The sequence below is a fragment of the Hymenobacter puniceus genome (assembly GCF_014333525.1).
Classification (GTDB): domain Bacteria; phylum Bacteroidota; class Bacteroidia; order Cytophagales; family Hymenobacteraceae; genus Hymenobacter.
In genome coordinates, this window is record NZ_JACSCX010000002.1 from 460,781 (window position 1) to 483,203 (window position 22,423).

At 57.9% G+C, this 22,423-nt stretch carries 20 protein-coding genes; 7 read left to right on the top strand and 13 right to left on the bottom strand.

Annotation, left to right across the window (positions count from 1 at the left end; translation table 11 throughout):
- Positions 1-52: 52 nt before the first annotated feature.
- Positions 53-1,243, bottom strand: coding sequence for a proline dehydrogenase family protein (locus H8B14_RS07060; RefSeq protein ID WP_187314913.1), 1,191 nt, complete (start codon positions 1,241-1,243; stop codon positions 53-55).
- A 161-nt stretch (positions 1,244-1,404) separates the two neighbouring features.
- Here H8B14_RS07060 and H8B14_RS07065 point away from each other — a divergent pair, with 161 nt between their 5' ends.
- On the top strand, positions 1,405-2,499 hold the full coding sequence (locus H8B14_RS07065) for a chorismate mutase (protein WP_187314914.1): 1,095 nt from the start codon (positions 1,405-1,407) through the stop codon (positions 2,497-2,499).
- A gap of 91 nt (positions 2,500-2,590) precedes the next feature.
- Here the strand turns inward: H8B14_RS07065 and H8B14_RS07070 are convergent, their stop codons facing one another.
- The 3 genes from H8B14_RS07070 to H8B14_RS07080 all read right to left on the bottom strand — a co-directional run bounded on the left by H8B14_RS07070 (position 2,591) and on the right by H8B14_RS07080 (position 3,937).
- Positions 2,591-3,067, bottom strand: coding sequence for a hypothetical protein (locus tag H8B14_RS07070; RefSeq protein WP_187314915.1), 477 nt, complete (start codon positions 3,065-3,067; stop codon positions 2,591-2,593).
- A 10-nt stretch (positions 3,068-3,077) separates the two neighbouring features.
- Positions 3,078-3,491 carry a hypothetical protein gene (locus H8B14_RS07075; protein WP_187314916.1) on the bottom strand — a complete coding sequence of 138 codons (414 nt, stop codon included), beginning with the start codon at positions 3,489-3,491 and terminating at the stop codon, positions 3,078-3,080.
- An 86-nt stretch (positions 3,492-3,577) separates the two neighbouring features.
- The gene (locus tag H8B14_RS07080; RefSeq protein ID WP_187314917.1) at positions 3,578-3,937 is read right to left on the bottom strand and encodes a hypothetical protein; all 360 of its coding nucleotides are present in this window, start codon (positions 3,935-3,937) and stop codon (positions 3,578-3,580) included.
- Positions 3,938-4,144: 207 nt separating this feature from the next.
- On the opposite strand from H8B14_RS07080, the gene aroB reads away from it, so the two are divergent.
- Both aroB and H8B14_RS07090 read left to right on the top strand, forming a co-directional pair.
- Positions 4,145-5,185, top strand: a complete 1,041-nt coding sequence (aroB, locus tag H8B14_RS07085) for a 3-dehydroquinate synthase (RefSeq protein WP_187314918.1) — start codon at positions 4,145-4,147, stop codon at positions 5,183-5,185.
- 81 nt (positions 5,186-5,266) lie between these two features.
- The gene (locus H8B14_RS07090) at positions 5,267-6,610 is read left to right on the top strand and encodes a 3-phosphoshikimate 1-carboxyvinyltransferase (protein ID WP_261989927.1); all 1,344 of its coding nucleotides are present in this window, start codon (positions 5,267-5,269) and stop codon (positions 6,608-6,610) included.
- A gap of 94 nt (positions 6,611-6,704) precedes the next feature.
- Here the strand turns inward: H8B14_RS07090 and H8B14_RS07095 are convergent, their stop codons facing one another.
- From H8B14_RS07095 to H8B14_RS07125, 7 genes are all read right to left on the bottom strand, one after another.
- Positions 6,705-7,511, bottom strand: coding sequence for an ABC transporter substrate-binding protein (locus H8B14_RS07095; RefSeq protein ID WP_187314919.1), 807 nt, complete (start codon positions 7,509-7,511; stop codon positions 6,705-6,707).
- A 14-nt stretch (positions 7,512-7,525) separates the two neighbouring features.
- Complete coding sequence (locus H8B14_RS07100) at positions 7,526-8,404, bottom strand: glycosyltransferase family protein (RefSeq protein ID WP_187314920.1); 879 nt, start codon at positions 8,402-8,404, stop codon at positions 7,526-7,528.
- Positions 8,405-8,604: 200 nt separating this feature from the next.
- Positions 8,605-9,675: a M42 family metallopeptidase gene (locus tag H8B14_RS07105; protein WP_187314921.1), complete on the bottom strand. Its 1,071-nt coding sequence runs from the start codon at positions 9,673-9,675 to the stop codon at positions 8,605-8,607.
- 46 nt (positions 9,676-9,721) lie between these two features.
- The gene (locus H8B14_RS07110) at positions 9,722-10,243 is read right to left on the bottom strand and encodes a GNAT family N-acetyltransferase (RefSeq protein WP_187314922.1); all 522 of its coding nucleotides are present in this window, start codon (positions 10,241-10,243) and stop codon (positions 9,722-9,724) included.
- Between the two features lie 9 nt (positions 10,244-10,252).
- Positions 10,253-11,821, bottom strand: a complete 1,569-nt coding sequence (locus H8B14_RS07115) for an acyl-CoA carboxylase subunit beta (RefSeq protein ID WP_187314923.1) — start codon at positions 11,819-11,821, stop codon at positions 10,253-10,255.
- Between the two features lie 176 nt (positions 11,822-11,997).
- A complete protein-coding gene (locus tag H8B14_RS07120; protein WP_187314924.1) occupies positions 11,998-14,619 on the bottom strand; it encodes an ATP-dependent Clp protease ATP-binding subunit in 2,622 nt (873 codons plus the stop codon).
- Positions 14,620-14,740: 121 nt separating this feature from the next.
- Positions 14,741-15,385 (bottom strand): WbqC family protein, encoded by a 645-nt coding sequence (locus H8B14_RS07125; RefSeq protein ID WP_187314925.1) that lies wholly within the window; start codon positions 15,383-15,385, stop codon positions 14,741-14,743.
- Between the two features lie 291 nt (positions 15,386-15,676).
- On the opposite strand from H8B14_RS07125, the gene H8B14_RS07130 reads away from it, so the two are divergent.
- Both H8B14_RS07130 and H8B14_RS07135 read left to right on the top strand, forming a co-directional pair.
- Positions 15,677-16,552, top strand: coding sequence for a hypothetical protein (locus H8B14_RS07130; RefSeq protein ID WP_187314926.1), 876 nt, complete (start codon positions 15,677-15,679; stop codon positions 16,550-16,552).
- Positions 16,553-16,561: 9 nt separating this feature from the next.
- Positions 16,562-17,464: a lysophospholipid acyltransferase family protein gene (locus H8B14_RS07135; protein ID WP_261989928.1), complete on the top strand. Its 903-nt coding sequence runs from the start codon at positions 16,562-16,564 to the stop codon at positions 17,462-17,464.
- A gap of 76 nt (positions 17,465-17,540) precedes the next feature.
- On the opposite strand, the gene H8B14_RS07140 is transcribed toward H8B14_RS07135, so the two are convergent.
- Positions 17,541-18,173, bottom strand: coding sequence for an L-threonylcarbamoyladenylate synthase (locus tag H8B14_RS07140; RefSeq protein ID WP_187314927.1), 633 nt, complete (start codon positions 18,171-18,173; stop codon positions 17,541-17,543).
- Positions 18,174-18,444: 271 nt separating this feature from the next.
- Positions 18,445-20,265 carry a Calx-beta domain-containing protein gene (locus H8B14_RS07145; protein ID WP_187314928.1) on the bottom strand — a complete coding sequence of 607 codons (1,821 nt, stop codon included), beginning with the start codon at positions 20,263-20,265 and terminating at the stop codon, positions 18,445-18,447.
- Between the two features lie 218 nt (positions 20,266-20,483).
- On the opposite strand from H8B14_RS07145, the gene mltG reads away from it, so the two are divergent.
- Together mltG and H8B14_RS07155 are read left to right on the top strand one after the other, a co-directional pair.
- Positions 20,484-21,554, top strand: coding sequence for an endolytic transglycosylase MltG (gene mltG, locus H8B14_RS07150; protein ID WP_187314929.1), 1,071 nt, complete (start codon positions 20,484-20,486; stop codon positions 21,552-21,554).
- Positions 21,555-21,892: 338 nt separating this feature from the next.
- Complete coding sequence (locus tag H8B14_RS07155) at positions 21,893-22,381, top strand: acyl-CoA thioesterase (RefSeq protein ID WP_187314930.1); 489 nt, start codon at positions 21,893-21,895, stop codon at positions 22,379-22,381.
- The last annotated feature ends 42 nt before the right edge of the window (positions 22,382-22,423 follow it).

Below are 22,423 nucleotides of genomic sequence, written 5' to 3' on the forward strand. Positions count from 1 at the left end.
AATAGATAATGATAGATATGCCTGAAATTGTGCCGGCTGGGCAGCATGCAAGCTAGCGGCCTTGCCGACGCCGTAATTCCTTCTGAATAAGTAGAAACTCGCGGCTGCTCTGGCCGGAAATGGCCGTATTCTCATCAGCGCGGCGTAGCAAATAAGGCATTACAGCGTCAACCGGGCCGTAGGGTACATACTTAGCGGTGTTGTAGCTGGCATGGGCCAGATTGTAGCTGAGATTGTCGCTCATGCCATAGAGCTGCGCAAACCAGATGCGTGGGTCGTTGGGAGCAAGATTATGTTGTTGCATAAGCTCCGTCAGCAGGCGGGAGCTGGCTTCGTTGTGGGTGCCGGCACAAATACTGATTCGATCCACGTGCTCCACGCAGTAGCGCAAGGCATCATCGTAGAGTTGGTCGGTGGCAGCTTTGGTGGGGTTGATAGGATTTGTATAACCGCGTTGGTTGGCTACACGGGCCTCTTTTTCCATGTAGGCGCCTCGCACCAGCTTGCCGCCCAGGTAGTAGCCATCGTGCCGGGCATCGTCGTGGGCTTGCTTGATGGCGTCAAGCCGATCCTGACGGTACAGTTGATACGTATTCCACACGATGGCCGACTCGCGGTTGTATTTGCGCATCATCTCATACGCCAGCTTGTCGATGGTATCCTGAAACCAGCTTTCCTCGGCATCCACAAACACCCGCACGCCATACTGGTGGGCCCGATGGCAAATGGCGTCCACCCGGGCGTGGGCCCGGTCGTAGCTGGCCTGCTCGGCCGCCGTGAGGGTTTTACCAGCCTGTACTTTCTCCAGCAGCGCACTATCAGCCAGGCCAGTGACCTTAAATACTGAAAACGGGATGTGCGTGGAACGGTGCGCCATGTCCAGCGTGGCGAGAATCTCGTCGCGGGTGTGGTCGAAGCTTTTGTCGCTGCCTTCTCCTTCCACCGAGTAATCGAGGATGGTGCCGATGTGGTAGCGGCCTAGCTCTGCAATAACCGGAATGCACTCCTGAATGGTCTCGCCTCCGCAGAACTGGCTGAAAATAGAGTGTTTAATCAGGAACTTGGTGCCGGGCAAACTCCACTTCAAGGCGGCTTTCATCATACCGCCGCCGGTTTTCACCAGCGTGTTGTTGTTCATGGCCGCAAACAGCGCATACATCTTGCGCAGCTCAGCGTCAGACTTGGAGGCGAAGGCTACGGCTGTGTCGTCGAAGGAAATAGGCGGAGCTTGAGTTAAGGGCATCGGGTGGTAGCTTTGGGCAGGTGGATGGGTAACGCAAATATAGCCGTTAAACCCAGGCTGGACGGGCTGGGTTATGCTGGTAGCCGGTAGCTGACCAACATAGCTTAGCTGGCATTCATTCCGGGCGCCTCCTAGCCCGATTTATACTTTAGCTGCTTTTCATGAACACTCTTCCCGCTGCTGCCTTTTTCACGAGCCGTCTGGCCGCCAAAGGTCAGCCACTGCTTATTGCCGGGCCTTGCTCCGCCGAAACCGAGGAGCAGGTAATGACCACAGCACGAGGCTTGCAGGCGCTGGGCAGCATCGACCTGTTTCGGGCCGGTATCTGGAAGCCGCGCACCCGGCCCGGTTCTTTCGAGGGTATGGGCCGCGAAGCATTGCCGTGGTTGCAGCGCGTGAAGGCCGAAACCGGGCTGCCCACCACCATTGAGGTAGCCACCCCACGCCACGTGGAAGAGGCATTGGCACATGGCATTGATGTGCTCTGGATTGGTGCGCGCACTACTGTCAACCCGTTTGCAGTGCAGGAGCTGGCCGATGCGCTGGCAGGCACCGCCGTACCCGTGATGGTGAAGAATCCGGTGAACCCTGACGTAGCACTGTGGGCCGGCGCCCTGGAACGCTTGGAGCGGGCCGGCATCACCGATCTGGCGGCCATTCACCGCGGCTTCAGCACGTTTGCGCCCTCGCGCTACCGCAATGCGCCTACCTGGATGCTGCCTATCGAGCTGAAAACCCGTTTTCCGCACATTCCGCTCATCTGTGACCCCAGCCACATTGGGGGGCGCCGCGACCTGCTACTGCCCATCGCCCAAAAAGCCCTCGACCTCGACTATGATGGCCTGATGATTGAGTCGCACCCCGACCCCGACCAGGCCCTGTCTGACGCCGAGCAGCAGGTGACGCCGCAGCGCCTAGGCGAGATTCTGGCAGAACTGAAATACCGCTATCGGTCTTCTGACAATGCCGATTACCTCAACAAGGCCGAGGAGCTGCGTCAGAAAATGGACGTTGCTGACCGGGAGATTGTAGAGGCCCTGGCCCGGCGCATGGCACTGGTAGGGGAGCTAGCCGAATACAAAAAGGAAAACAACGTGAAGATTCTGCAGCTTGACCGCTGGCAGGAGATTTTCAACTCGCGGCCGGAATGGGCGAAAAAAGCCGGGGTGAACGAGAAATTCGTTGCCGAGCTCTATAAGCTGATTCATATAGAAAGCATCCGGCGCCAGACCGAGATACTGCAGCGCCCGGAGTAGCCAGCAACGTGCTCCACGAAGAAGCCCGCCTGTTCCGTGGTATCGGAACAGGCGGGCTTCTTCGTGGAGCACGTTGCTGGCAGAAAGCAGTTCAGTCCGCTTGCCAGAGGTAGGTTTCCGTGTAGCCACCGTCGAGGCAGGCGTTTTCTCCTTCGAGCTTAAGATGCGTGCCGGAGGCGTCCGTTTTTATGCTGTAAGCTTTAAGATGGTCGTTGGCTAGCTCAGCCGTGAACGTAACCAGATCCATAGTTTGCTGAGGGGCGCCACATTTTGGCAACGGGCCTCTGGATATCTGATAGGGCACTTCCGAAAACGGCTGGCTGTCATGACGAATGTGTAGCTGACCACTTGTGCCAAACACCAGCTGGCGGGAATAGCCAACCGTAGCCGGGGACACAATCGGGCCTTCTATAGCGCTATGTTGCCATTCCCAATGCCCTGGCTTCTGCGCCAGCGTATCGAAATTGGCAGGTACTTGGTCGATATCGTCGCGGCAGCAAAGCGCAGCCATATTGGTGGTGCATACTACCAGGGCTAAAGTAAACAAGGAAAAGCGGCGCTGATACATAGCAGAAGAATTATTGAGCGGAAGAAACGTAGGATTCGCTGCAGCCATCGTACACATCATGCGTTAGTGTCAGCGTTTGGGTCTGGGCATTCACTTCCACCATGTACTCCCGCCTCTGCGCCGTAAAGAGGATAAAATCGGCTTCCTGCTGCTTCAGCCTTGATGTACGGCGGCTCAGTGTATAGGGGGTGCTGTATCGTAGAACCCCGTTTTCCAGCATTTTCGCTTGTCCATCGGCATCAATCAGCAGTTGCCGCGTCTTGCCAGTGGTAGTAGGCGAGCTGGCACCGCTCCAACCGCAGAAGCTGCTCTGCCATTGCCAGGAGCCTACCACGGGCGCCTGATCCGGGGTAACGTCGTCTTTGGCACAGCCACAGATCAATGTGCCAACCAGCAGGAGGCTGGCGCGGAATAGCGTTTTCATTGGATAAGGAAATAAAGGCAGAAAGATGTTTCTGCAGGGAAGAGCAGAATGCCACCTAAGAGGTTGCAAACCAGCTTGCAAAAAGGCTATAATGCCGGGGCGCCGGCAGATGAAATAGAATGGCTGGCGGGCAGACGCACGTAGCTGTGCCGTGTAATCTGGCCTGTCATTTCCTGCAGGTATAGCACATTGCCTGAAACCGTGTAATACTGGCTGCCGGCATATCCCCGGTACTGAATGATATGCCGGCCCGGCCGCTGCTGGCGGACTGAAAATGCGGCTGCGCCCTGCAGCCCACCATCCTGATAAAACATAGCCCGGCCCCGGCGGTCAAATTCCACTACCACTTCGTGGCCGGTAGTGGCTGGAGTAACAATGCTGGTTGAATTAGTAGACGTTTGCTGCCATTCCCAGCGGCCTACCAGCTGCTGCTCCATAGGAGGCATAGTGTCGCGGCTACAGGCAACGGATAACAGGCTGACAGCCAACAGAGGGGCCAAAAGCCGTGGCCGGGTAAAGAAGTACATAATGGAATAGTTAGTAAGTTTCGACTATAGGAGCAGAATAAAGTTAGTATCGTTGCACTATGCTAATCATTTTCTGCATTTTATGCAACGAGTCCCGATATTAAGTTTTCTTAAAGCCAGTTTAAATTGAACGAAATCCTGCAGATTGGAGCAAATGCCCTGCCAGAATTAGCGGAAATGCTGCGTCGGCCGGCTATAAGCCAGGTTTTTGTGCTCACTGATGCCAACACCGGCCGCTTGTGTTACCCCTTGCTGCTGCCGTATCTGCCTGAGCAGCAGACGGTATTGGAGCTGCCGGCCGGTGAGGAAGCTAAAACTCTGGCTTCGTGCGAAACCGTGTGGAGTACACTCACTGAAAACCGCGCCGACCGGTTTGCTGTGCTGCTGAACCTGGGGGGCGGCGTCATCACCGATTTGGGAGGATTCTGCGCGGCGCTTTATAAGCGCGGTATCCAGTTTATACAAGTACCCACGACTCTGTTGGCGCAGGTAGACGCCAGCGTAGGCGGCAAAACCGGCGTCGATTTCCTGGGTTTCAAAAACCAGTTGGGTGTGTTTCAGGAGCCGGCCGGTGTCTTCATTGAGCCCCGTTTTCTGCAGACCCTCGACCCGCGCCAGCTGAAATCAGGCTACGCCGAAATTGTGAAACACAGCCTGATTGCGGATGCAACAGCCTTCGAGGAGCAGCGGCGCACCGGTATATTCGTGGAAGACTGGACGGCTACTATTGAAGCTTCAGTAGCGCTCAAGCGCCGCATCGTGGCCCAAGACCCTCTGGAAGCTGGCCCCCGCAAGCTGCTCAATTTCGGCCACACTGTAGGCCATTCTCTGGAAAGCTATTTGCTGACGCAGCCAGGCCGCGAAATACTGCACGGCGAGGCGGTAGCGGCCGGTATGGTCTGCGAGGCGTGGCTGAGCGTGCAGCGCGGCCTGCTGACTGCCACTGAGCTGGACCAGATAGAAACTTTTCTGTTTTCAGTGTTTGAAAAGGTGCAGTTCGTAAGCTTGGAAACGGAAGCCATTGCTGAGTATGCCTTGCAGGACAAGAAAAATTCGGGCGCTACCATCAACTGCACGCTCCTGGAAGGCATCGGGCGAGGTGTGTACGACCAGCCAATTACGCTGCACGAAGTGGCCGAATCGTTGCGCTACTACCACCGGCTGTAGGGGGCAGAGAGAGGGTAGGGCAGGTGAAACACAGGCGTCTTGCCGGTTGATGAAGCCGCAGTCCGTAATCCGGGACTAAATTTGTGCCGGCCTGCCACCTGCGGGCCTCTGCGGCCGTGGCCATTCAGTTTTTCACAACGCTCCGGGCACCAGCCCGAAAGCACAGCTAGTCTCATCATCGACTCTTCCCTCACTCTCACCCGGGCCAGCCAGCCGCTACGGGGCACGGCGCACCTGCCGGCCTCTAAAAGCGAAAGCAACCGCGCCCTGATTCTGCAGGCACTGGCAGATGGCGGCACGCTTTCCAATCTTTCCGACGCCAACGACACTCAGCTGATGCAGCGTCTGCTGCTCAACCCCGAGGCTACCGAGTTCAATGCCGAAGACGCCGGTACCGTGATGCGCTTCCTGACCGGTTACCTGGCCGCTACAGGCCGCCACACGCATCTGACGGGCACAGCCCGCATGCTGGAGCGCCCAATCGCTGTGCTGGTAGATGCCCTGCGGCAGTTAGGCGCCACCATTGAGTATACCGGCCAAGAAGGCTACCCGCCGCTGCAACTGAGCGGTTGGAAAACACCTGCGCTGGCTTCCGATGCCCAGGACCTTACCGAACTGTCGGTGCGTGGCGATATCAGCAGCCAGTATATCTCGGCGCTGCTGATGGTGGGGCCTACGCTGCCGCACGGCCTGCGGGTGCGCCTCACCGGCAAAGTCGGCTCGCGGCCTTACATCCGCATGACGCTGGCGCTGATGCAGCATTTTGGGGCCGATTGCCGCGACCTGGGCACGGTGGTGGAAGCCCGCCCCGGCCGCTACCAGCCCACCGACTACTGCATCGAGTCGGACTGGTCGGCGGCAAGCTACTGGTACGCTATGGTGGCGCTGGCGCCGGCGGGTTCCTGGCTGACGCTGCCCGGCCTGCGCCGCTACTCCTGGCAGGGCGACCAGGCCATTGTGAGCATCATGGAGAAGCTGGGTGTAGCTACTGAGTATGTGCAGGACGGCGTGCGCCTCACTCAAACCGGCACGCTCACTCCTTTCGCCCAGGACTTCACTGACTGCCCCGACCTAGCCCAAACCGTGGCTGTAGTGGCGGCCGCGCTACATGTATCGGTGCTGATGAGCGGGCTGGAAAGTTTGCGCATCAAGGAAACCGACCGAATTTTTGCGCTGCAAACAGAGCTGGCCAACTTCGGCGCTTACCTCACAGAAGAAACCGAAGGCCACTTCCGCGTCAGCACCGATGGGTTCCGGGTGAATGGCCAGACCGTAGCCACCTACCATGACCACCGTATGGCTATGGCCTTTGCGCCATTGGCCTTGCTCGGGCCTCTTACCATTGAGGCTCCGCAGGTGGTGCGCAAGTCGTACCCGCAGTTCTGGAAAGAGCTGGAAAAGGCCGGGTTTGAAGTGACTAATTAAGCTGCTGCCTCCCAATTAAGAAGCCCGGACTGCTCAACTGGTAGCAGCCCGGGCTTTTTGCGTCAAATAGCTAACATGTATCTGAGCTAATGCACTACGCAGACGTCTGCAGCTTCTGAAAATAGGCCGCTGATTCCAGCAGCCGGCTACCATACCAGCTGAACAGCTCCCCATGGACAATACGAATTTCTGCCTGCGGGCAAAGCGCCCGGAATTCGGTAATATGCTTCTCTCCGAAAGGGTAGGGCTCTGAGGACAGCAGAATCTGCCGGGGTGCGGCCGCTAGCAGCTGCTCCGGCGTAATTTCGGGGTAGCGGGCTAAGTGCCTGAACACGTTGCGAAACCCAGCCCGCTCCAGCATCTCGTCGATGAAGGTGTTGGCGGCCGCAACCATGTAAGGCTTGCGCCAGATAAAATAAGCCGCGGGCACCAGCTCTGCTGGTTTCGGCAGCTGCTGGAAAGACGCGGCAATCTGCGCGGCCATTGTCTCAGCTGCTTCCTTACGGCCGCAAATGAAGCCCACGCGCCGAACCATGTCCAGCGCTTCCGCCAGACTGTTAATATCGCTCAGCCAAACCGGAAACTGCGCTGCAAGCAGCTCGATACCTTCCTGATAATTCTCTTCCTTGTTACCTAGTATGAGGTCGGGCTTCAGCTCGGCAATCTTTTCGAAATCGAAGTTTTTGGTGCCCCCAATGATGGTGGCTGTCTGCCGGGCCTCCGCCGGATGCACGCAAAACTTCGTGACGCCAACCACCTGCCTGCCCAGTCCCAGCGCAAACAGCAGCTCGGTCTGCGACGGTACCAACGACACAATTCGGCGCGGCGGAAACGGTACGGCTACCTGCCGGTCCATCTGGTCCGTGACAGTGAGCGGCGGAAAAAGAGGCGGCAGATTCATAAGAAAAGCACTCCTTACAGCAGCCGGAAATTGCGGAATTCGAAGAACCGCTTGCCGGTCAGCTTTTCCACCCAATACATCAGCCGGTACCGGGGCTTGTTGAAGCGCTTCTTGCTGACATCAATCTGCACCTGCCAGTTCTGGGCCGCTACGCGCGGCTGCATCACGGCCGGATGGGTGCCTTTGAACACCTCCAGCGAGTCGTAATCATCGAAATTGAACACGTCGGCGGCGGCCAGCGGGTGCTCGTCGGGGCTTTTGTCGCCGTCCCAGAAGCGGCCCAGATTTTTCATCTTGGTGAGCATCTGCTTCGGATTTTTCACCCAGCCGTAGTGGTACACAAAGGCGTTGGCGGGCTTCACCCGGAGCTTTTCGCCGTTGGCGCGCCGGAAGCCCTGCGCGTCCTTGTAGGAGCGGATGTCGGCATCGTTGCGGATGATGCGCACCTCACGGGCGTACCAGCGGCGGCTGTCACCCACGTAGTCGAAGGTGCCATAGAAATGGGCGTAGTTGAACAGCAAGCCTTCCACCCGTTTATTAGGTAAGTGCTGCTCAGCGGCGGCCCGGATGGCGGCGTGGTATTGCTCGTGCACTACTTCATCGGCCTGGATGTAGAAGGCCCAGTCGGCGTCGGAGCGGATCTGGCGGAAGGCTTTGTCGGTTTCCACGGCCAGCACCGTGCCGTTGGTTTTCAGGGCCGGGTCCCACACCGAATGCACAATGCGGATTTTAGGGGAATCGATGCTGCGAATCAGCCCCTCGGTATCGTCGTCGCAGTTGCCAATGCTGACTACCATTTCATCTACTACCGGCAGAATCGAGCGGATGGCTTCCACTACCGGATAATCGTTGATGACAGCGTTGCGAATGATAGTAAAGCCGGAGATAATCACGGATTTTTTCGGATTAAACGGAATGATAGGATTTCGTAGACGGTGCGGTTCTGCTGGTTGCTAATGGAGCAGTGGAACAACCACTGCGCAACCGGTAAAAGTGGCCGTTGCAAAGGGCAGCAACGATACGTGAAGCAAGAGCTTCGCGCTACAATCGTCCACAGAATCCGACTGATCCGCTTAATCCGAAAAATCCGTGATTAGTTGAAGTAGCGGAAGTCGTGGCCGTCCTCGATGCGCAGCAGCGTTTCGTAGATCAGACGCGTCACGCTGTCCACGTCGTCCTGATGCACGGTCTCGACGGTGGTGTGCATGTACTTGAGTGGCAGCGAAATCAAGGCTGAGGCCACGCCGGAGCCGGAGTAGGCAAAGGCATCGGTATCGGTGCCAGTGGCGCGGGTAGCGGCGGCCCGCTGGAACGGAATTTCCGCCTTCTGGGCAGTTTCAATGATCAGGTCGCGCAGGTTGTTCTGCACGGCCGGGCCGTAGGTGATTACCGGGCCCTTGCCGCAGAAAATGTCGCCGCTGGTTTTCTTCTCATACATCGGCGACTGAGTGTCATGGGTCACGTCCGTAATGATGGCCACGTCGGGCTTGATGCGGTGGGCCACCATTTCGGCCCCGCGCAGCCCAATTTCCTCCTGCACGGCATTCACGATGTACAGGCCGAAAGGTAGCTTCTTGTCGTTTTCCTTGAGCATGCGCGCCACTTCGGCAATCATGAAGCCACCCACGCGGTTATCAAGGGCGCGGCCCACGTAAAACTTGTCGTTCATTACCATGAACTCATCCTCGAACGTGACGACCGAGCCGACGTGGATGCCCATCTGCTCCACTTCCTCTTTGCTGGAAGCGCCGCAGTCCAGAAACACCGTTTCGATGGTTGGAGCCTTGTCCTGCTCTACTTTGCGCACATGGATGGCGGGCCAGCCAAACACGGCCTTCACAATGCCTTTGGCCGTGTGAATGTTCACGCGCTTACTGGGGGCCACCAGCGGGTCGGAGCCGCCGTTGCGGCGCAAATACAAAAAGCCCGACTCAGTGATGAAGTTGACGAAGTAGCTGATTTCGTCAGCGTGGGCCTCAATCACCACTTTGTACTCGGCTTCGGGGTTGATAACGCCGACCACCGTGCCGTAAGTGTCTACGAAATACTCGTCGATGTAGGGCCGGATGTAGTCCAGCCAGATTTTCTGGCCTTCCTTCTCGAAGCCGGTGGGAGAGGGGTTGTTGAGGTATTTCTGGAGGAAGTCGAAGCTTTCTGGACGCATGGGATGAAGAATCAGAAGATAAAATACAAACGCAGAGCCTGATGGTTTAATTGGCCGCTGCCGACTCCGGCGCGTGCCACGCCATCGGAATGTCGGCTTCCAGGCCTTGCGCACCGGCAACCCGGCCTTCAAAATGGCCTTCCTGGCGGAAACCCAGCTTTTCGTACAGCGCAATGGCGCGGGCGTTGCTTTCCCGCACCAGCAGCTCCACCCGGCGCACCTGCGGATATTTTGCCTGCACGCAAGCCAGCAATTCCTCAAACAGCCGCTGCCCCAGCCCTCGGCCTTGTGCTGAGGCATCAATGGCCACGGTCAGGTCGCCGAGGACGTGAGCGAAAATCTGCAGGCCGGCGCTGTAAACGTGGATTTCGGCTACCAGGCTGCCGTCACGCTCTGCTACCAATGCCACCCCTTTTGTAAGGCTTTTGCTTAGGAACTGCTGCACATACTCGTCAGTAATTTCCTCAGGCCGCCGAGCCAGCCCGCCGCTTTCCGCCGAAACGCGCTGGTAGAGCTGCCGAATAGCCGGAGCATCCGCAAGGGTAGATGGCCGAATGGAAACAGGCATAGAATCAGCTTACAGCGGAATGTTGCCGTGCTTTTTGCGGGGCAGCGTGTCCACCTTGTTTTCCAGCATCTTGAAGGCCCGAATCAGTTTCTGGCGCGTCTGCGAGGGCAGAATCACCTCGTCCACGAAGCCGCGGTGGGCGGCGCGGTACGGCGTGGCGAACTTCTGCTGGTACTCATCCACCTTCTCCTGCAGCTTGGCGGCGGGGTCCTCGGCCTGGGCAATTTCGCGCTTGAAGATGATTTCGGCCGCACCCTTGGCGCCCATTACGGCAATTTCGGCGGTGGGCCAGGCGTAGTTCATGTCGGCTCCGATGTGCTTGCTGTTCATTACGTCGTATGCGCCGCCGTAGGCTTTGCGCGTGATGACCGTGATGCGCGGCACAGTGGCTTCGCAGAAAGCGTAAAGCAGCTTGGCGCCGTTGGTGATGATGCCGCGCCACTCCTGGTCGGTGCCGGGCAGGAAGCCGGGCACGTCCTCCAGCACCAGCAGCGGGATATTGAACGAGTCGCAGAACCGCACGAAGCGGGCGGCTTTGGTGCTGGCATTGATGTCGAGTACGCCAGCCAGTACCGCCGGCTGGTTGCCTACAATTCCGATGCTACGGCCACCCAAGCGGGCAAAACCTACCACGATATTCTCGGCAAAATTCTGGTGTACTTCCAGGAAGGAGCCAGCGTCGATGATGCCGTCAATCACCTCCCGCATATCGTAAGGCTGGTTGGGGTTTTCGGGGATGATGGTGTCCAGCGCGGCGCGGGTTTCGTCCTGGCCGGCTTCGTAAGGCACCATCGGAGCCGTTTCCTCACAGTTCTGGGGCATGTAGCTCAGCAGCTGCTTGAGGTGGTTGATGCAGGCCACCTCGTTGGCGCAGCTGAAGTGCGTGACGCCGCTCTTGGCCGAGTGGGTGCTGGCGCCGCCCAACTCCTCGCTGGTTACGTTTTCGTGGGTTACGGTTTTCACTACGTTCGGGCCGGTCACGAACATGTAGCTCGTATCCTCCACCATCAAAATGAAGTCGGTGATGGCCGGTGAATATACCGCACCGCCCGCGCACGGCCCCATGATGGCCGACAGCTGCGGCACCACGCCCGAAGCCAGCGTGTTTTTGTAGAAGATATCGGCGTATCCACCGAGGCTCACCACGCCTTCCTGAATCCGGGCTCCGCCGGAGTCGTTGAGGCCAAGCACGGGTGCACCGTTTTTCATGGCCAGGTCCATGATCTTTACGATTTTCTCGGCGTGGGTTTCGCTCAAGGAGCCGCCAAACACCGTGAAATCCTGCGAAAAGGCGTACACCAGCCGACCATTTACGGTACCGTAGCCCGTAATGACGCCGTCGCCGAGGTAGTATTCCTTGTCCAGACCGAAGTCCTTGGAGCGGTGCATCACAAACTTGCCGATTTCCTCGAACGAGCCTTCATCAAATAGCAGATCAATCCGCTCCCGGGCAGTAAGCTTGCCTTTCTTATGCTGGGCGTCGATGCGGGCCTGGCCGCCGCCAAGCAGGGCTTCCTCATTTTTGCGGGCAAGAATTTCGAATTTGCTTAGTTGGGCTTCAGCGTGCGGATCGGACATGCGGGAGTGGGAAGTCTGGTGGGCTACGTAAGGACAGTGGGCCAAAGGTAACGCACCGGTAAAGAAAAGTTGCACCAGAATTTGGCGGCTTCTCTCCTCCTAGGTAGATGCACGGCACAAACAAAAACAGCCGGCTCCCTTACAGGAACCGGCCGTTTCTTACGTAGCCCTAACGATTACTCGCCTTTCTTCTTGTTGTCTTTCGGCTCGTCGTCCGTAGGCTCGGGCGCTTCCTCGGGCCGCTCGTCGCTGGCGAGGTTCATCGACTCGCCACTCTTGCTTACCGCAAAAACCAGCTCCTCGGCACCGGCCGTATAGTCGGCCGTAATGACGTCGCCTTGGGCAATTTCTGCCTTCAGGATTTCCTCGGCAATCGGGTCTTCGATATACTTCTGGATGGCGCGGTTCAGCGGACGGGCACCGTATTTTGGGTCGTAGCCTTTTTCGGCCACGAAGTCCTTAGCGGCTTCCGTTAATTCCACTTTGTAGCCCAGCGTCTGGATACGGCTCAGCAGCTTGCTGAGGCTGATATCGATGATCTTGTGGATGTCCTTCTTCTCCAGCGAGTTGAAGACAATCACATCGTCCAAACGGTTGAGGAACTCGGGCGAGAAGGTTTTGCGCAGGGCGTTGGTGATGGTGCCCTTCGTCAGCTCGTCCATGTTCTCCTGGCGGGCTTTGGTGCCGAAGCCGATACCGGCACCGAAGTCCTGCAAATCACGCGCCCCGATGTTCGAGGTCATGATGATGATGGTGTTGCGGAAGTCCACCTTGCGGCCCAGGCCGTCGGTCAGAATACCATCGTCCAGCACCTGCAGCAGCAGGTTGTACACGTCGGGGTGAGCCTTCTCGATTTCGTCGAGCAGAATCACCGAGTACGGCTTGCGGCGGATTTTCTCCGTCAGCTGGCCGCCCTCTTCGTAGCCCACGTAGCCGGGAGGCGCGCCCACCAGGCGCGATACGCTGAACTTCTCCATGTACTCCGACATGTCGATTCGCACCAGCGAATCTTCCTTGTCGAAGAGGTAAGTAGCCAGCACTTTAGCCAGCTCCGTCTTGCCCACACCTGTTGGGCCCAGGAACACGAATGAACCGATGGGCTTCTTGGGGTCTTTCAAACCCACGCGGGTGCGCTGGATGGCTTTTACCAACTGCTTGATGGCCTTGTCCTGCCCGATAACCTTGCCCTGCAGCTCTTCGCCCATTTTCAGGAGCTTGGAGCTTTCGTTTTGCGCCACGCGCGAAACGGGGATGCCGGTCATCATGGCAATTACTTCGGCCACATTCTCCTCCTTCACGGTGTAGCGCTTCTTCTTGGTCTCCTCTTCCCAGTCCTTTTTGGCTGATTCGAGCTGATCAATAAGCTTCTTCTCCGTGTCGCGCAGCTTGGCAGCTTCTTCGTACTTCTGGCTTTTCACCACGCGGTTTTTCTCCACCTTGATGTTCTCAATCTGCTCTTCGAGCTTGAGAATATCTTCGGGCACCACGATGTTGTTGATATGCACGCGGGCACCGGCCTCGTCAAGAATGTCGATAGCCTTGTCGGGCAGGAACCGGTCGGACATATAGCGGTCCGACAGCTTCACGCAGGCCTCAATGGCCTTGTCGGTGTACACCACATGGTGGTGGTCCTGGTATTTGTCCTTGATGTTGTGCAGGATTTCAATCGTCTCCTCGGGCGTGGTGGGGTCCACCATGACCATCTGGAAACGACGGGCCAGCGCGCCGTCCTTCTCGATGTACTGACGATACTCATCGAGAGTAGTAGCACCGATGCATTGGATTTCGCCGCGGGCCAGGGCCGGCTTGAACATGTTGGAGGCATCCAGTGAGCCGGAGGCTCCACCAGCACCCACAATCGTGTGCAGCTCGTCGATGAACAGGATAACGTCGGGCGACTTCTCCAGCTCGTTCATCACGGCCTTCATGCGCTCCTCAAACTGGCCGCGGTATTTGGTGCCCGCCACCAGCGACGCCAGATCCAGCGTAACCACCCGCTTACCGAACAGCACGCGCGATACCTTTTTCTGGATGATGCGCAGGGCGAGGCCTTCGGCAATAGCCGTTTTACCAACGCCGGGCTCACCAATCAGAATCGGGTTGTTCTTTTTGCGGCGACTCAAGATTTGGGCTACACGCTCAATCTCTTTCTCGCGGCCCACAATGGGGTCGAGCTTGTCGTCTTCGGCCAGCTTGGTCAGGTCGCGGCCGAAGTTGTCGAGCACCGGCGTGCGCGACTTCTCGGTGCCTTTCTTGGGCGTGGCGCCTGCCCCGGCACCGCCGCGGCCTGCCCCACCCCCGAAGAGGCGGTCGTTGTCGTCGTCGTCGGCTTCGGGGCCGTTGGTGGGGTTGTTCGCCGTGTTACCGTGGTAATCCAGCGAATCGCGGACAGATTCGTAGTTCACGTTGAATTTGCTGAGGATTTGAGACGAAATATTGTCTTCATCGCGCAAAATCGAGAGCAGCAAATGCTCCGTACCGATAATCTCGCTCTTGAAGATTTTGGCTTCGAGGTAGGTGATTTTGAGAACTTTCTCGGTTTGCTTCGTCAGCGGGATAGAGCCGGTAATGCTCGTACCCTGCGTGGCCGTGTTACGGGTGGCTTGCTCGAGGGCATATTTCAGCTCGTCTACCGACACACCCAATTTCTTGAGCAGTCCAATAGCCGTGCCTTCCCCTTCGCGGATCATTCCCAGCAACAGATGTTCGGTGCCGATATAGTCGTGCCCGAGCCGGATGGCCTCTTCCCGGCTCAGGGAGATGACCTCCTTGACTCGATTTGAGAATTTAGCTTCCATGCAGATAAGGTAGTGAAGAAAAATGGTACCCTGCAACCGGATTCGAAGCCTTGGTGCAGGTTGGGCCGATATAATCTGAAACAGATTGGCTCGGGCGAAGGTTCGGGGGCGACAGTAGGCACTACGCGAGAAAACTGCCGGCGGCCGGTCCCTGCATAAATAGCAGGTCTAAGATGCTGAGCCCCGGTACAAAATCTTTACCAAACGTTTGCGGGTAGGGCCGGCCCGACGTCCTGTCAGGTTCCGAGCTGGCAGATGCTTTCGGTGTCAGGTGGTCGCGCAGGTCCAGCAGATCAGATGGGAGAGAAGATGACGGGTGAGTGGAAGCAGGGGGTAGGTACTGGTTGGTGACGTGAACGGGCAGCCGCAGCCGCAAACAACGCAGGTAGAAACGCAGCAACTGCAGGTTCAGATCAAACAAGAGCAGCGGCTTTTGCAGATAGATATCGTGCAAGTAATCGGCGTAATACTCGAAGTACGGCGAGCTGCTGTATGCGGTTTGGAGCGTGCGCCAATGTCGATGAATCCAGTTCTGGCGATAATCAATTTCCAAGGCCGTAATGGCTACCTTCTCGCTGCGGTTGCCATCCACTACGGGCACCGTCAGGGGCTGAATTCCCTGGGCCGTAAGTATCAGGCAGCGGTTGCGGTAGGTTTGTTTGCGGTAGTGCTCCTGGCCTTCCAGCCAGAGCGCATCAGCTCCCGGCAGCTGGCTGAAAAAGGCTATTGGGGGATGATAAGGCAACTCGGATAATACAGCAGGCATGAGCAGGTAACAGGAAATGAGAACGACAATGCAAGTGCCAACATAGCACGATACGGGCGGATAATGCCGCTACAGGCACACAGAGGTCCTGCAGCTGTCATACGGCTAGTGTCCTGGAGGCGGCGTACTGCGTTGCAGGTAAGCACCCGTGAAAGTCCAGAAAAAGGATACCGCAAACCCAAAATGGAAAGCAATACAGCCGAGTTTCAGGGGTTACACGGAAACCGGCAACGGCGCCGGACGCGTTGTGCCGTACACAGACTACACTTCTCCTTCATTTGCCAATCTGACATGATGCGTTATTTTTCTCTGCTATTCTTTGTGCTGGTTTCCGCGCTTGGCAAGGCGGCCCCGCTGCCCATGCTCCAGCTCGATGTAGCACGCTTCCGCAACGAAGACGTGGCGGTGAAGGGTACAGTGGTGGAAGTGTATGCCACCATATCGGGCAAAAGCCTGCGCTATATGCGGCGGGCGCCCAAAATGTACCAGGCAGCCGCGGTATTAACGCTGGAAATAATCCGGCCCGACGGGCAGGCGGCCTACCAGGAAACCATTACGCTCAAGCCTCCGGTGCTCAGCGACACAACGGCTGTTATCAAGAACCCGATGAGCTTTCAGAAGCGCCTTGTGCTGCCCGATGGCACGTATACGCTGCGGGGCCTCGTGCGCGACCAGTACCAAAAAGCACAGCAAAGTCTGGTGGAGCAGCCGCTGGTACTGGCCTCGGCAGGTACAAAATCTATTCTCAGTGACGTGGTGCTGCTAGCCCGCGCCCCGGCCCGCGGCGCCGACGCCAGCAATTTCAGCCGCTCCGGCTACAGCCTCACACGGGCCCCTGGCGGCTTCTATGCCCGTGGCGCCGACCGGCTCTGGCTGTATGCGGAGCTTTATAACGTAGCGGCCGACCAGCCGCTGGTGCTTCGTTACCGCCTGCGCAAAGCGGCCGCCAAAACCGATGCGCTGGCCGTAACCGGGGCCGTGCGGGGCCAGGCCGGGCGCCCGGCCCCGGTGCTGGGCGAGCTGGATTTGCGCAAGCTGCCTACCGGCGACTATACACTTACGGTGGAAGTACGCAATGCTAAAAATCAGCTGGTTGCCTCGCAAACTGCCCCCGTGCGGCGGGAGGCCGATGACTACGCGCCGGCTGGTGCGGGCCCGGCCCGTTAACTTTGGGGCATGCCTGACTTGTTGCCCAAGCCCTATCCCTGGTACTACCGCCCCCTGAACTGGCTGCTGCGCGGCCTTGCTCACCTACCGATGCCCGTGCTGTATGTGCTGGCCGACGGCATCTATCTGCTGCTGGCCTACGTGGTGCGCTACCGGCGCAATGTGGTGCTCACCAATCTGCGCAACTCCTTTCCAGAGAAGCCGGAAGCAGAAATCCAGCGCGTAGCCAAGAACTTCTACCGGCATTTTGCGGAGGTGATGGTGGAAACGCTGAAGCTGGTGGTGATGCCCGCCGCCGAGCTGAAGAAGCGAGTTTGGTTCAGCAACCCCGAGGTGATGGAGCGCCATTTTGCGCAGGGCCGCACCGTGCTGGGTTTGTCGTCGCACTCGGCCAACTGGGAATGGGTGCTGACTTCCGGGGCCGTGTGGCTGTCAGCCCATGCCGATGGCGTGTACAAGCCGCTGAGTAATCCGTTTTTCGAACGGTTTATGTATCAGCTGCGCACCCGCACGGGAGCAGGGCTGATTCCGATGCGGGATACGCTCCGCAACATGCTGCAGCGCCGGGGCGAAGTGCGGGTAGTGAGCTTGCTGTCTGACCAGGCCGCTGGCCCCGAGGACCGGCCCTACTGGACCGAGTTTATGCACCAGGATTCCGGCTTCTACACCAGCGCCGACCGGCTGGCGGCCCGTTTTCATTGCCCGGTGGTGTACGTGAGCATCCGTCGGCTACGGCGCGGCTACTACCAGATTGTGCTTACAGAGCTCTACGATGGTGACGCGCCATTGCCTGCCAATGATTTTCCCATAACGGAAGCCTTTGTGCGCCAACTGGAGCATGACATCCGGGAGTTTCCGGCCGATTACCTCTGGACGCACCGCCGCTGGAAGCATAAGAGAGTAATTGAGTAGCGGAGTATCTGTTCTGGCATCAGCATTAGCTGCGCTGTCAGAACAGATACTCCGCTACTCAATTACTCCGCTACTCCTACAGATACTGCTCGATGTCGCCGGCACCCTGGCGGACCAGCTCAAAGTCGTCGTTGGTGCAGTCGATGATGGTGCTGGGTACATTGTTGCCGAAGCCGCCGTCGATAACCAAGTCAACCAGTGAGCGGTACTTCTCGAAAATCAGGTCGGGGTCGGTTACGTACTCGTCGAGTGTGTTTTCATCTTCCCGCACCGAGGTACTCATGATGGGGTTGCCCAACTCGCGCACCAGTTGAATGATAATCTGGTTATCGGGCACGCGGATACCAACGGTTTTGCGCTGGCGGCCAGCCTGGCGCGGTACTTTAGAGCTGGCCTCGAAGATAAACGTGAACGGCCCGGGCAGTGCGCGTTTAATAACCTTGTAAGTAGGTGTGGTGATGCCGTGGGCGTAGTCGCTGATGTGCGACAAATCGGCGCAGATAAAGCTCAGCATGGCCTTCTCAGGATTTAACCCTTTGATACGGCATAACTTGTCAACTGCCTTCGCATTATGAATGTCGCACCCAATGCCATACACCGTGTCCGTCGGATAAATGATAATGCCTCCCCGGCGCAGCACATCTACTACTTGCTGGATACGGTTCTGGGGTGGGTTTTCGGGGTGAATGCGGAGCAGCGTAGCGGCCATAGCAAGACGAAAGGTGAAGTGAGAAAACTGTCGGCACGACTGGGGTGGCGCCGAAGCGGGGCAAGGTAGCCCTTGTGACAGACAACTGCCAACCTGTTCGTGGTTTTTGCACGGCAGGTTACAAATAGTGCTAACTACGTCGCCGGTGGGCCTTTTGCCACGGCCGGAACACACCGCACCTAATCATCAGGCCGGGCGCAAGTTGCGGGTACAAAAAAGGCTCCGGCACAATGCCGGAGCCTTTTTGCATTGGCTTCTCAGCCACTGATGCTTATTGCTTCACAAAACGACGGGTAGCAGCGCCTTCCTTCGTGGTGAGACGTACGCCATACACGCCAGCAGGCAGCGCAGCTACGTTCAGCGTCGTCAGGTCGGTGGCGGCCGTTGAGTGGCTTACTACCTGGCCGAGCGAGTTCAGGATTTCCACCTGCGCACCGCGGGCCCCAGCAACACGGAGGGTGAGCTGGCTGATAGCTGGGTTGGGGTACAAAGCCAACGTCTTGGCAAAGGCCGGCTCGGCCGCAGACTGCACAAATGCCAGATCTGAGTAGCGCCGGGGTACAATCTGGTAGCCTGTGGTATAGGGCGACGTATTATCAAACTGTCCGCCGATGCCCGTGAGCAGGAACGGCGTAGTTGGCGCTGGCTTACCAGCAAAGTCTGAGTTGGCCGGAATGCGCATCTGGTACATCACGCCAGCGGAAGTCATTACGTCTACGTTATACGCTGTAGCAGCACCCGTCCATTGGCTAGGCGTTGTTAGCGTAACAGGGGTAGCAATGGCAATTAGCTCCGACTCTTCATTTTCAGTCAGGGCGGCCACTACGGCGCGGGGCAGGTAGGTGCGGCGGGCACGGCCCAGGGGCGTAATGCCAGTCATCGTAATCTGGCTCAGGCCATTGAACTGGCCCAGTGTGCCGGTAACCAGCACCGAGTCACCTTCAGCTAACACAGTGGTACCAATGGCCGCCGACGCAAACAGGCCAATACCGCCGGTGTTGTCAATCAGGGTGAACTGATAGCCGGCCGTGCGCTGGTTTACGCCATACACAGTGCCGCGGGCCGATACTACCTGCGTGTTTTGGGTGGGTACACCGTTAGCATCGTTTACGGTTAGGGCCGCCACCGTCGAAACGGTCGGGCCGGTAGGGGTGTCGTTGTCGGTGATAGTGATGGTGTAGCTGTCAGCTGATGCGGTAGCTGCGCCAGCAGGCAAAGCGTTCTGCAGCCGCACGATAACCGTTTCGCTGGACTCGGCTACGGCGTCGTCCACGATGGTGAGCGTGGCGTTCTGGGGGGCGGTGCTGTTGGCCGGGAACGTGAGCGTCTGGGTGGTGTAAGTGTAGTCGGATGGTGAAGTGGCAGTGCCAGCCGGTGTGGCCAGTACCACCTGTACCGTTACTGCCTGCGTGCTGGCGGTGCTCAGGCGCACCGGAATCTGCACAACGCCTACGTTTTCAGCCACAGTGACAGCTGCCGCGCCAAACTCGATGGTGGGAGTGGTGGTGCCGCCGGTGGCGCTAACCAAGCCATACGTGCGCACGTTATCGATGCGCCACGAGCCGGCTATAGCCTCTGAATTGTAACCATAAATCCGGAACTCCACCGCTCCGGTACGGGCCGCAAAGCTGGCGGGCAGCGCAACTTTCTTGTTGATGCGTGTATTGGTGTCGTCGGGCACGTTCACCGTAATCAGGTCAGTAGCGAAGTTATCGACGCTGGAACGCACCGACCAGTCGCGGATGCCCGTACCGGAACGGCGCTCATCCAGCACCAAGCTGTCGAGGCGTACCTGAAAACCCGTGGCGGGCTGCACCGTGAAAGCGAAGTAATCAGTAGCGTCTAAGGCAGCCAGCGACCAGCCAGTGGCCGAAATAGAACCAGCACCGGCAGAAGGAGTGACGCCAGCCCCGCGCGACATGGGGCTGAACGAGGCATTGATGGGCTGCGCATCAGCCGGAAGCGTGGCTTCGTCGCCGGTGGCATTGGTGAAGCTATACGTGGCTAGCTGGGCCTGGGCAGTGGTGCCGAAAAGGCCCAACGCGGCCAGAAGGGCCAGCCGCTGCCACCGGGAAGAGTAGGAGTGTTGCATGGGAGAAAGGAAGGTAAAGAAGGATGTAAACAGGTGTATTGCAGGTAAGGACGCAAACCCAGGGCAAAGGTTGGCTTCAGAGCAGCGCAAACGTGCTTAAGCTTCGGCACTAGCGGATTCCGCGTACTTTTGAATTGTAAAACTACTCTAAACGGCTTCTCTCGCCAATCCGCACCCCGGAACTTCATACTTCGGTAATCTGACCACCTTCCTTCCCGATGGCCAAACCCCGCATCGACTACAAAGCCAACGCCCTGAAACGGCGCAACCGGTTCGCCTATATCACCGGCATTTCGGGCCTGATTCTGATTACGTTTTCGTATTACTTCTACCAGGTTTTCTTCACGCCGAACGTGGAAACCAAGATGCCTACCTACGTGCTGGTGCGTCGCGGCCAAACTGCTAAGTCGGTGCTGGACTCCGTGGAAGCCACCGGCGCCATCGTGGATAAGCTCAGTCTGCGCTTTGTGGCCAAGGTGATGAAATATGAGAAGCTGGTGAAGCCCGGCCGCTACGAGCTCAAAAACGGCTACACCAACCGCGAGCTGATCAACGCGCTACGCACCGGCCGCCAGTCGCCGCTCAAGCTCACATTTCAGAACATCCGGCTGCGCGAAGACTTGGCCCAGAAGCTCAACACTGCCATCGATGCGCGCCCCGGCCAGTTCGACAGCCTGCTCAGCAGCTCCAGCTACACCAAAAGCCTGGGCTTCGACACCACGAGCATCATGACCATGTTCATCCCGAACACCTACGAGCTGTACTGGAACTCTACGCCCGACAACCTCATGCAGCGCATGAAAAAGGAGTACGAGAAGTTCTGGACGCCCGCCCGCGACGCCAAGCGCAAAGCCCTGAACCTGAGCCGCGCCGAGGTAAGTACGCTGGCCAGCATCGTGGAGGCCGAGCAGCAGCAGCACGCCGATGAACGCCCGCGCGTGGCCGGCGTGTACCTCAACCGCCTCAAGCGCGGCATGAAGCTCCAGGCCGACCCGACGGTGGTGTACGCCAACAATGACTTCACCATCAAGCGGGTGCTCAATGTGCACCTCACCAAAGATTCGCCCTATAACACCTACAAATACGCCGGCCTGCCGCCGGGTCCTATCAACCTGCCCAGCATTGCCAGCATTGATGCCGTGCTGAACCCCGAAAGCCACGCCTACCTCTACTTCTGCGCCAAGGAAGACTTCAGCGGCTACCACGCCTTTGCCCGCAACGAGCAGGAGCACCTCGTAAACGCCCGCCGCTACCAGGCCGCCCTCACGCGAAGCGGCATTATGAAGTAGTCAGATGGTAATCGTTAACAGGTTGAGCAGAAAGGCGTTTTTGCAGACATTTCAGGCGCCTATGCAAGATGTAACGGAAACAGCAGCGCCTGTGCTGGATATATGGCCTTATGTAGAAGCCATATCAAAAGTTGATTTGAAAAGCTGCGAAGTGCAATTTGATTTGGTCGAATACGTGTACAGAGACGCTGGTAATCGGTTTGATCAAGTACTCGTGCCGACAAATACCAAGGATGTATTCCTAGTAATAGTTATAGACCTGAAGGCTGTCAAAGTATACGGCCATCATCTATTGAACTTGCCAAAACTTTACAACGTCGCTTAGCTCAAATACAAAGATGTACTCTTCCGACACCCAGATCCGCGTGCGGTACGCTGAAACCGACCAGATGGGCTACGTGTACCACGGTAACTACGCGGCCTACTTCGAGGTGTGCCGTACCGAGGCCTTCCGGCAACTCGGTATCAGCTACAAAGACTTGGAGGCCGAAGGCGTAGGCATGCCGGTAGGGGAGATACGCACCCGTTTCCGCCGGCCCGCCCGCTACGACGACCTGCTCACGGTGTGCCTGCTGCTCAAGCAGCCCGCTGAAGGCTCGCGCGTGCTGTTCGAGTACGAAATCTATAACGAGGCGCAGGAGCTGCTCACCGAAGGCCACACCCTGATGGTGTTTGTGAACATGAGCACCGGCCGGCCCGTGCCCATCCCGCTGCACATCCAGCAGAAGCTGTCCGGCTACTTCACCGACGACGAAGCCGGCAGCCCGCTTACGCCGCCCAAAGCCCCAGTGGACGCGCCGGCGCCAGCCGCGTTTCTGAAGAAGTAAGTGAAAATCAAATGAACGTCATGCTGAGCATAGCGGAGCGAA

Coding starts and splice junctions, on each gene's coding strand:
- H8B14_RS07115 (WP_187314923.1), bottom strand. CDS start 11,821: ATGTCCGATCCGCACGCTGAAGCCCAACTAAGCAAATTCGAAATTCTT.
- H8B14_RS07060 (WP_187314913.1), bottom strand. CDS start 1,243: ATGCCCTTAACTCAAGCTCCGCCTATTTCCTTCGACGACACAGCCGTA.
- H8B14_RS07135 (WP_261989928.1), top strand. CDS start 16,562: ATGCCTGACTTGTTGCCCAAGCCCTATCCCTGGTACTACCGCCCCCTG.
- H8B14_RS07075 (WP_187314916.1), bottom strand. CDS start 3,491: ATGAAAACGCTATTCCGCGCCAGCCTCCTGCTGGTTGGCACATTGATC.
- H8B14_RS07130 (WP_187314926.1), top strand. CDS start 15,677: ATGATGCGTTATTTTTCTCTGCTATTCTTTGTGCTGGTTTCCGCGCTT.
- H8B14_RS07145 (WP_187314928.1), bottom strand. CDS start 20,265: ATGCAACACTCCTACTCTTCCCGGTGGCAGCGGCTGGCCCTTCTGGCC.
- H8B14_RS07070 (WP_187314915.1), bottom strand. CDS start 3,067: ATGTATCAGCGCCGCTTTTCCTTGTTTACTTTAGCCCTGGTAGTATGC.
- H8B14_RS07080 (WP_187314917.1), bottom strand. CDS start 3,937: ATGCCTCCTATGGAGCAGCAGCTGGTAGGCCGCTGGGAATGGCAGCAA.
- H8B14_RS07105 (WP_187314921.1), bottom strand. CDS start 9,675: ATGCGTCCAGAAAGCTTCGACTTCCTCCAGAAATACCTCAACAACCCC.
- H8B14_RS07155 (WP_187314930.1), top strand. CDS start 21,893: ATGTACTCTTCCGACACCCAGATCCGCGTGCGGTACGCTGAAACCGAC.
- H8B14_RS07110 (WP_187314922.1), bottom strand. CDS start 10,243: ATGCCTGTTTCCATTCGGCCATCTACCCTTGCGGATGCTCCGGCTATT.
- H8B14_RS07095 (WP_187314919.1), bottom strand. CDS start 7,511: ATGAATCTGCCGCCTCTTTTTCCGCCGCTCACTGTCACGGACCAGATG.
- mltG (WP_187314929.1), top strand. CDS start 20,484: ATGGCCAAACCCCGCATCGACTACAAAGCCAACGCCCTGAAACGGCGC.
- H8B14_RS07065 (WP_187314914.1), top strand. CDS start 1,405: ATGAACACTCTTCCCGCTGCTGCCTTTTTCACGAGCCGTCTGGCCGCC.
- H8B14_RS07125 (WP_187314925.1), bottom strand. CDS start 15,385: ATGCCTGCTGTATTATCCGAGTTGCCTTATCATCCCCCAATAGCCTTT.
- H8B14_RS07120 (WP_187314924.1), bottom strand. CDS start 14,619: ATGGAAGCTAAATTCTCAAATCGAGTCAAGGAGGTCATCTCCCTGAGC.
- H8B14_RS07140 (WP_187314927.1), bottom strand. CDS start 18,173: ATGGCCGCTACGCTGCTCCGCATTCACCCCGAAAACCCACCCCAGAAC.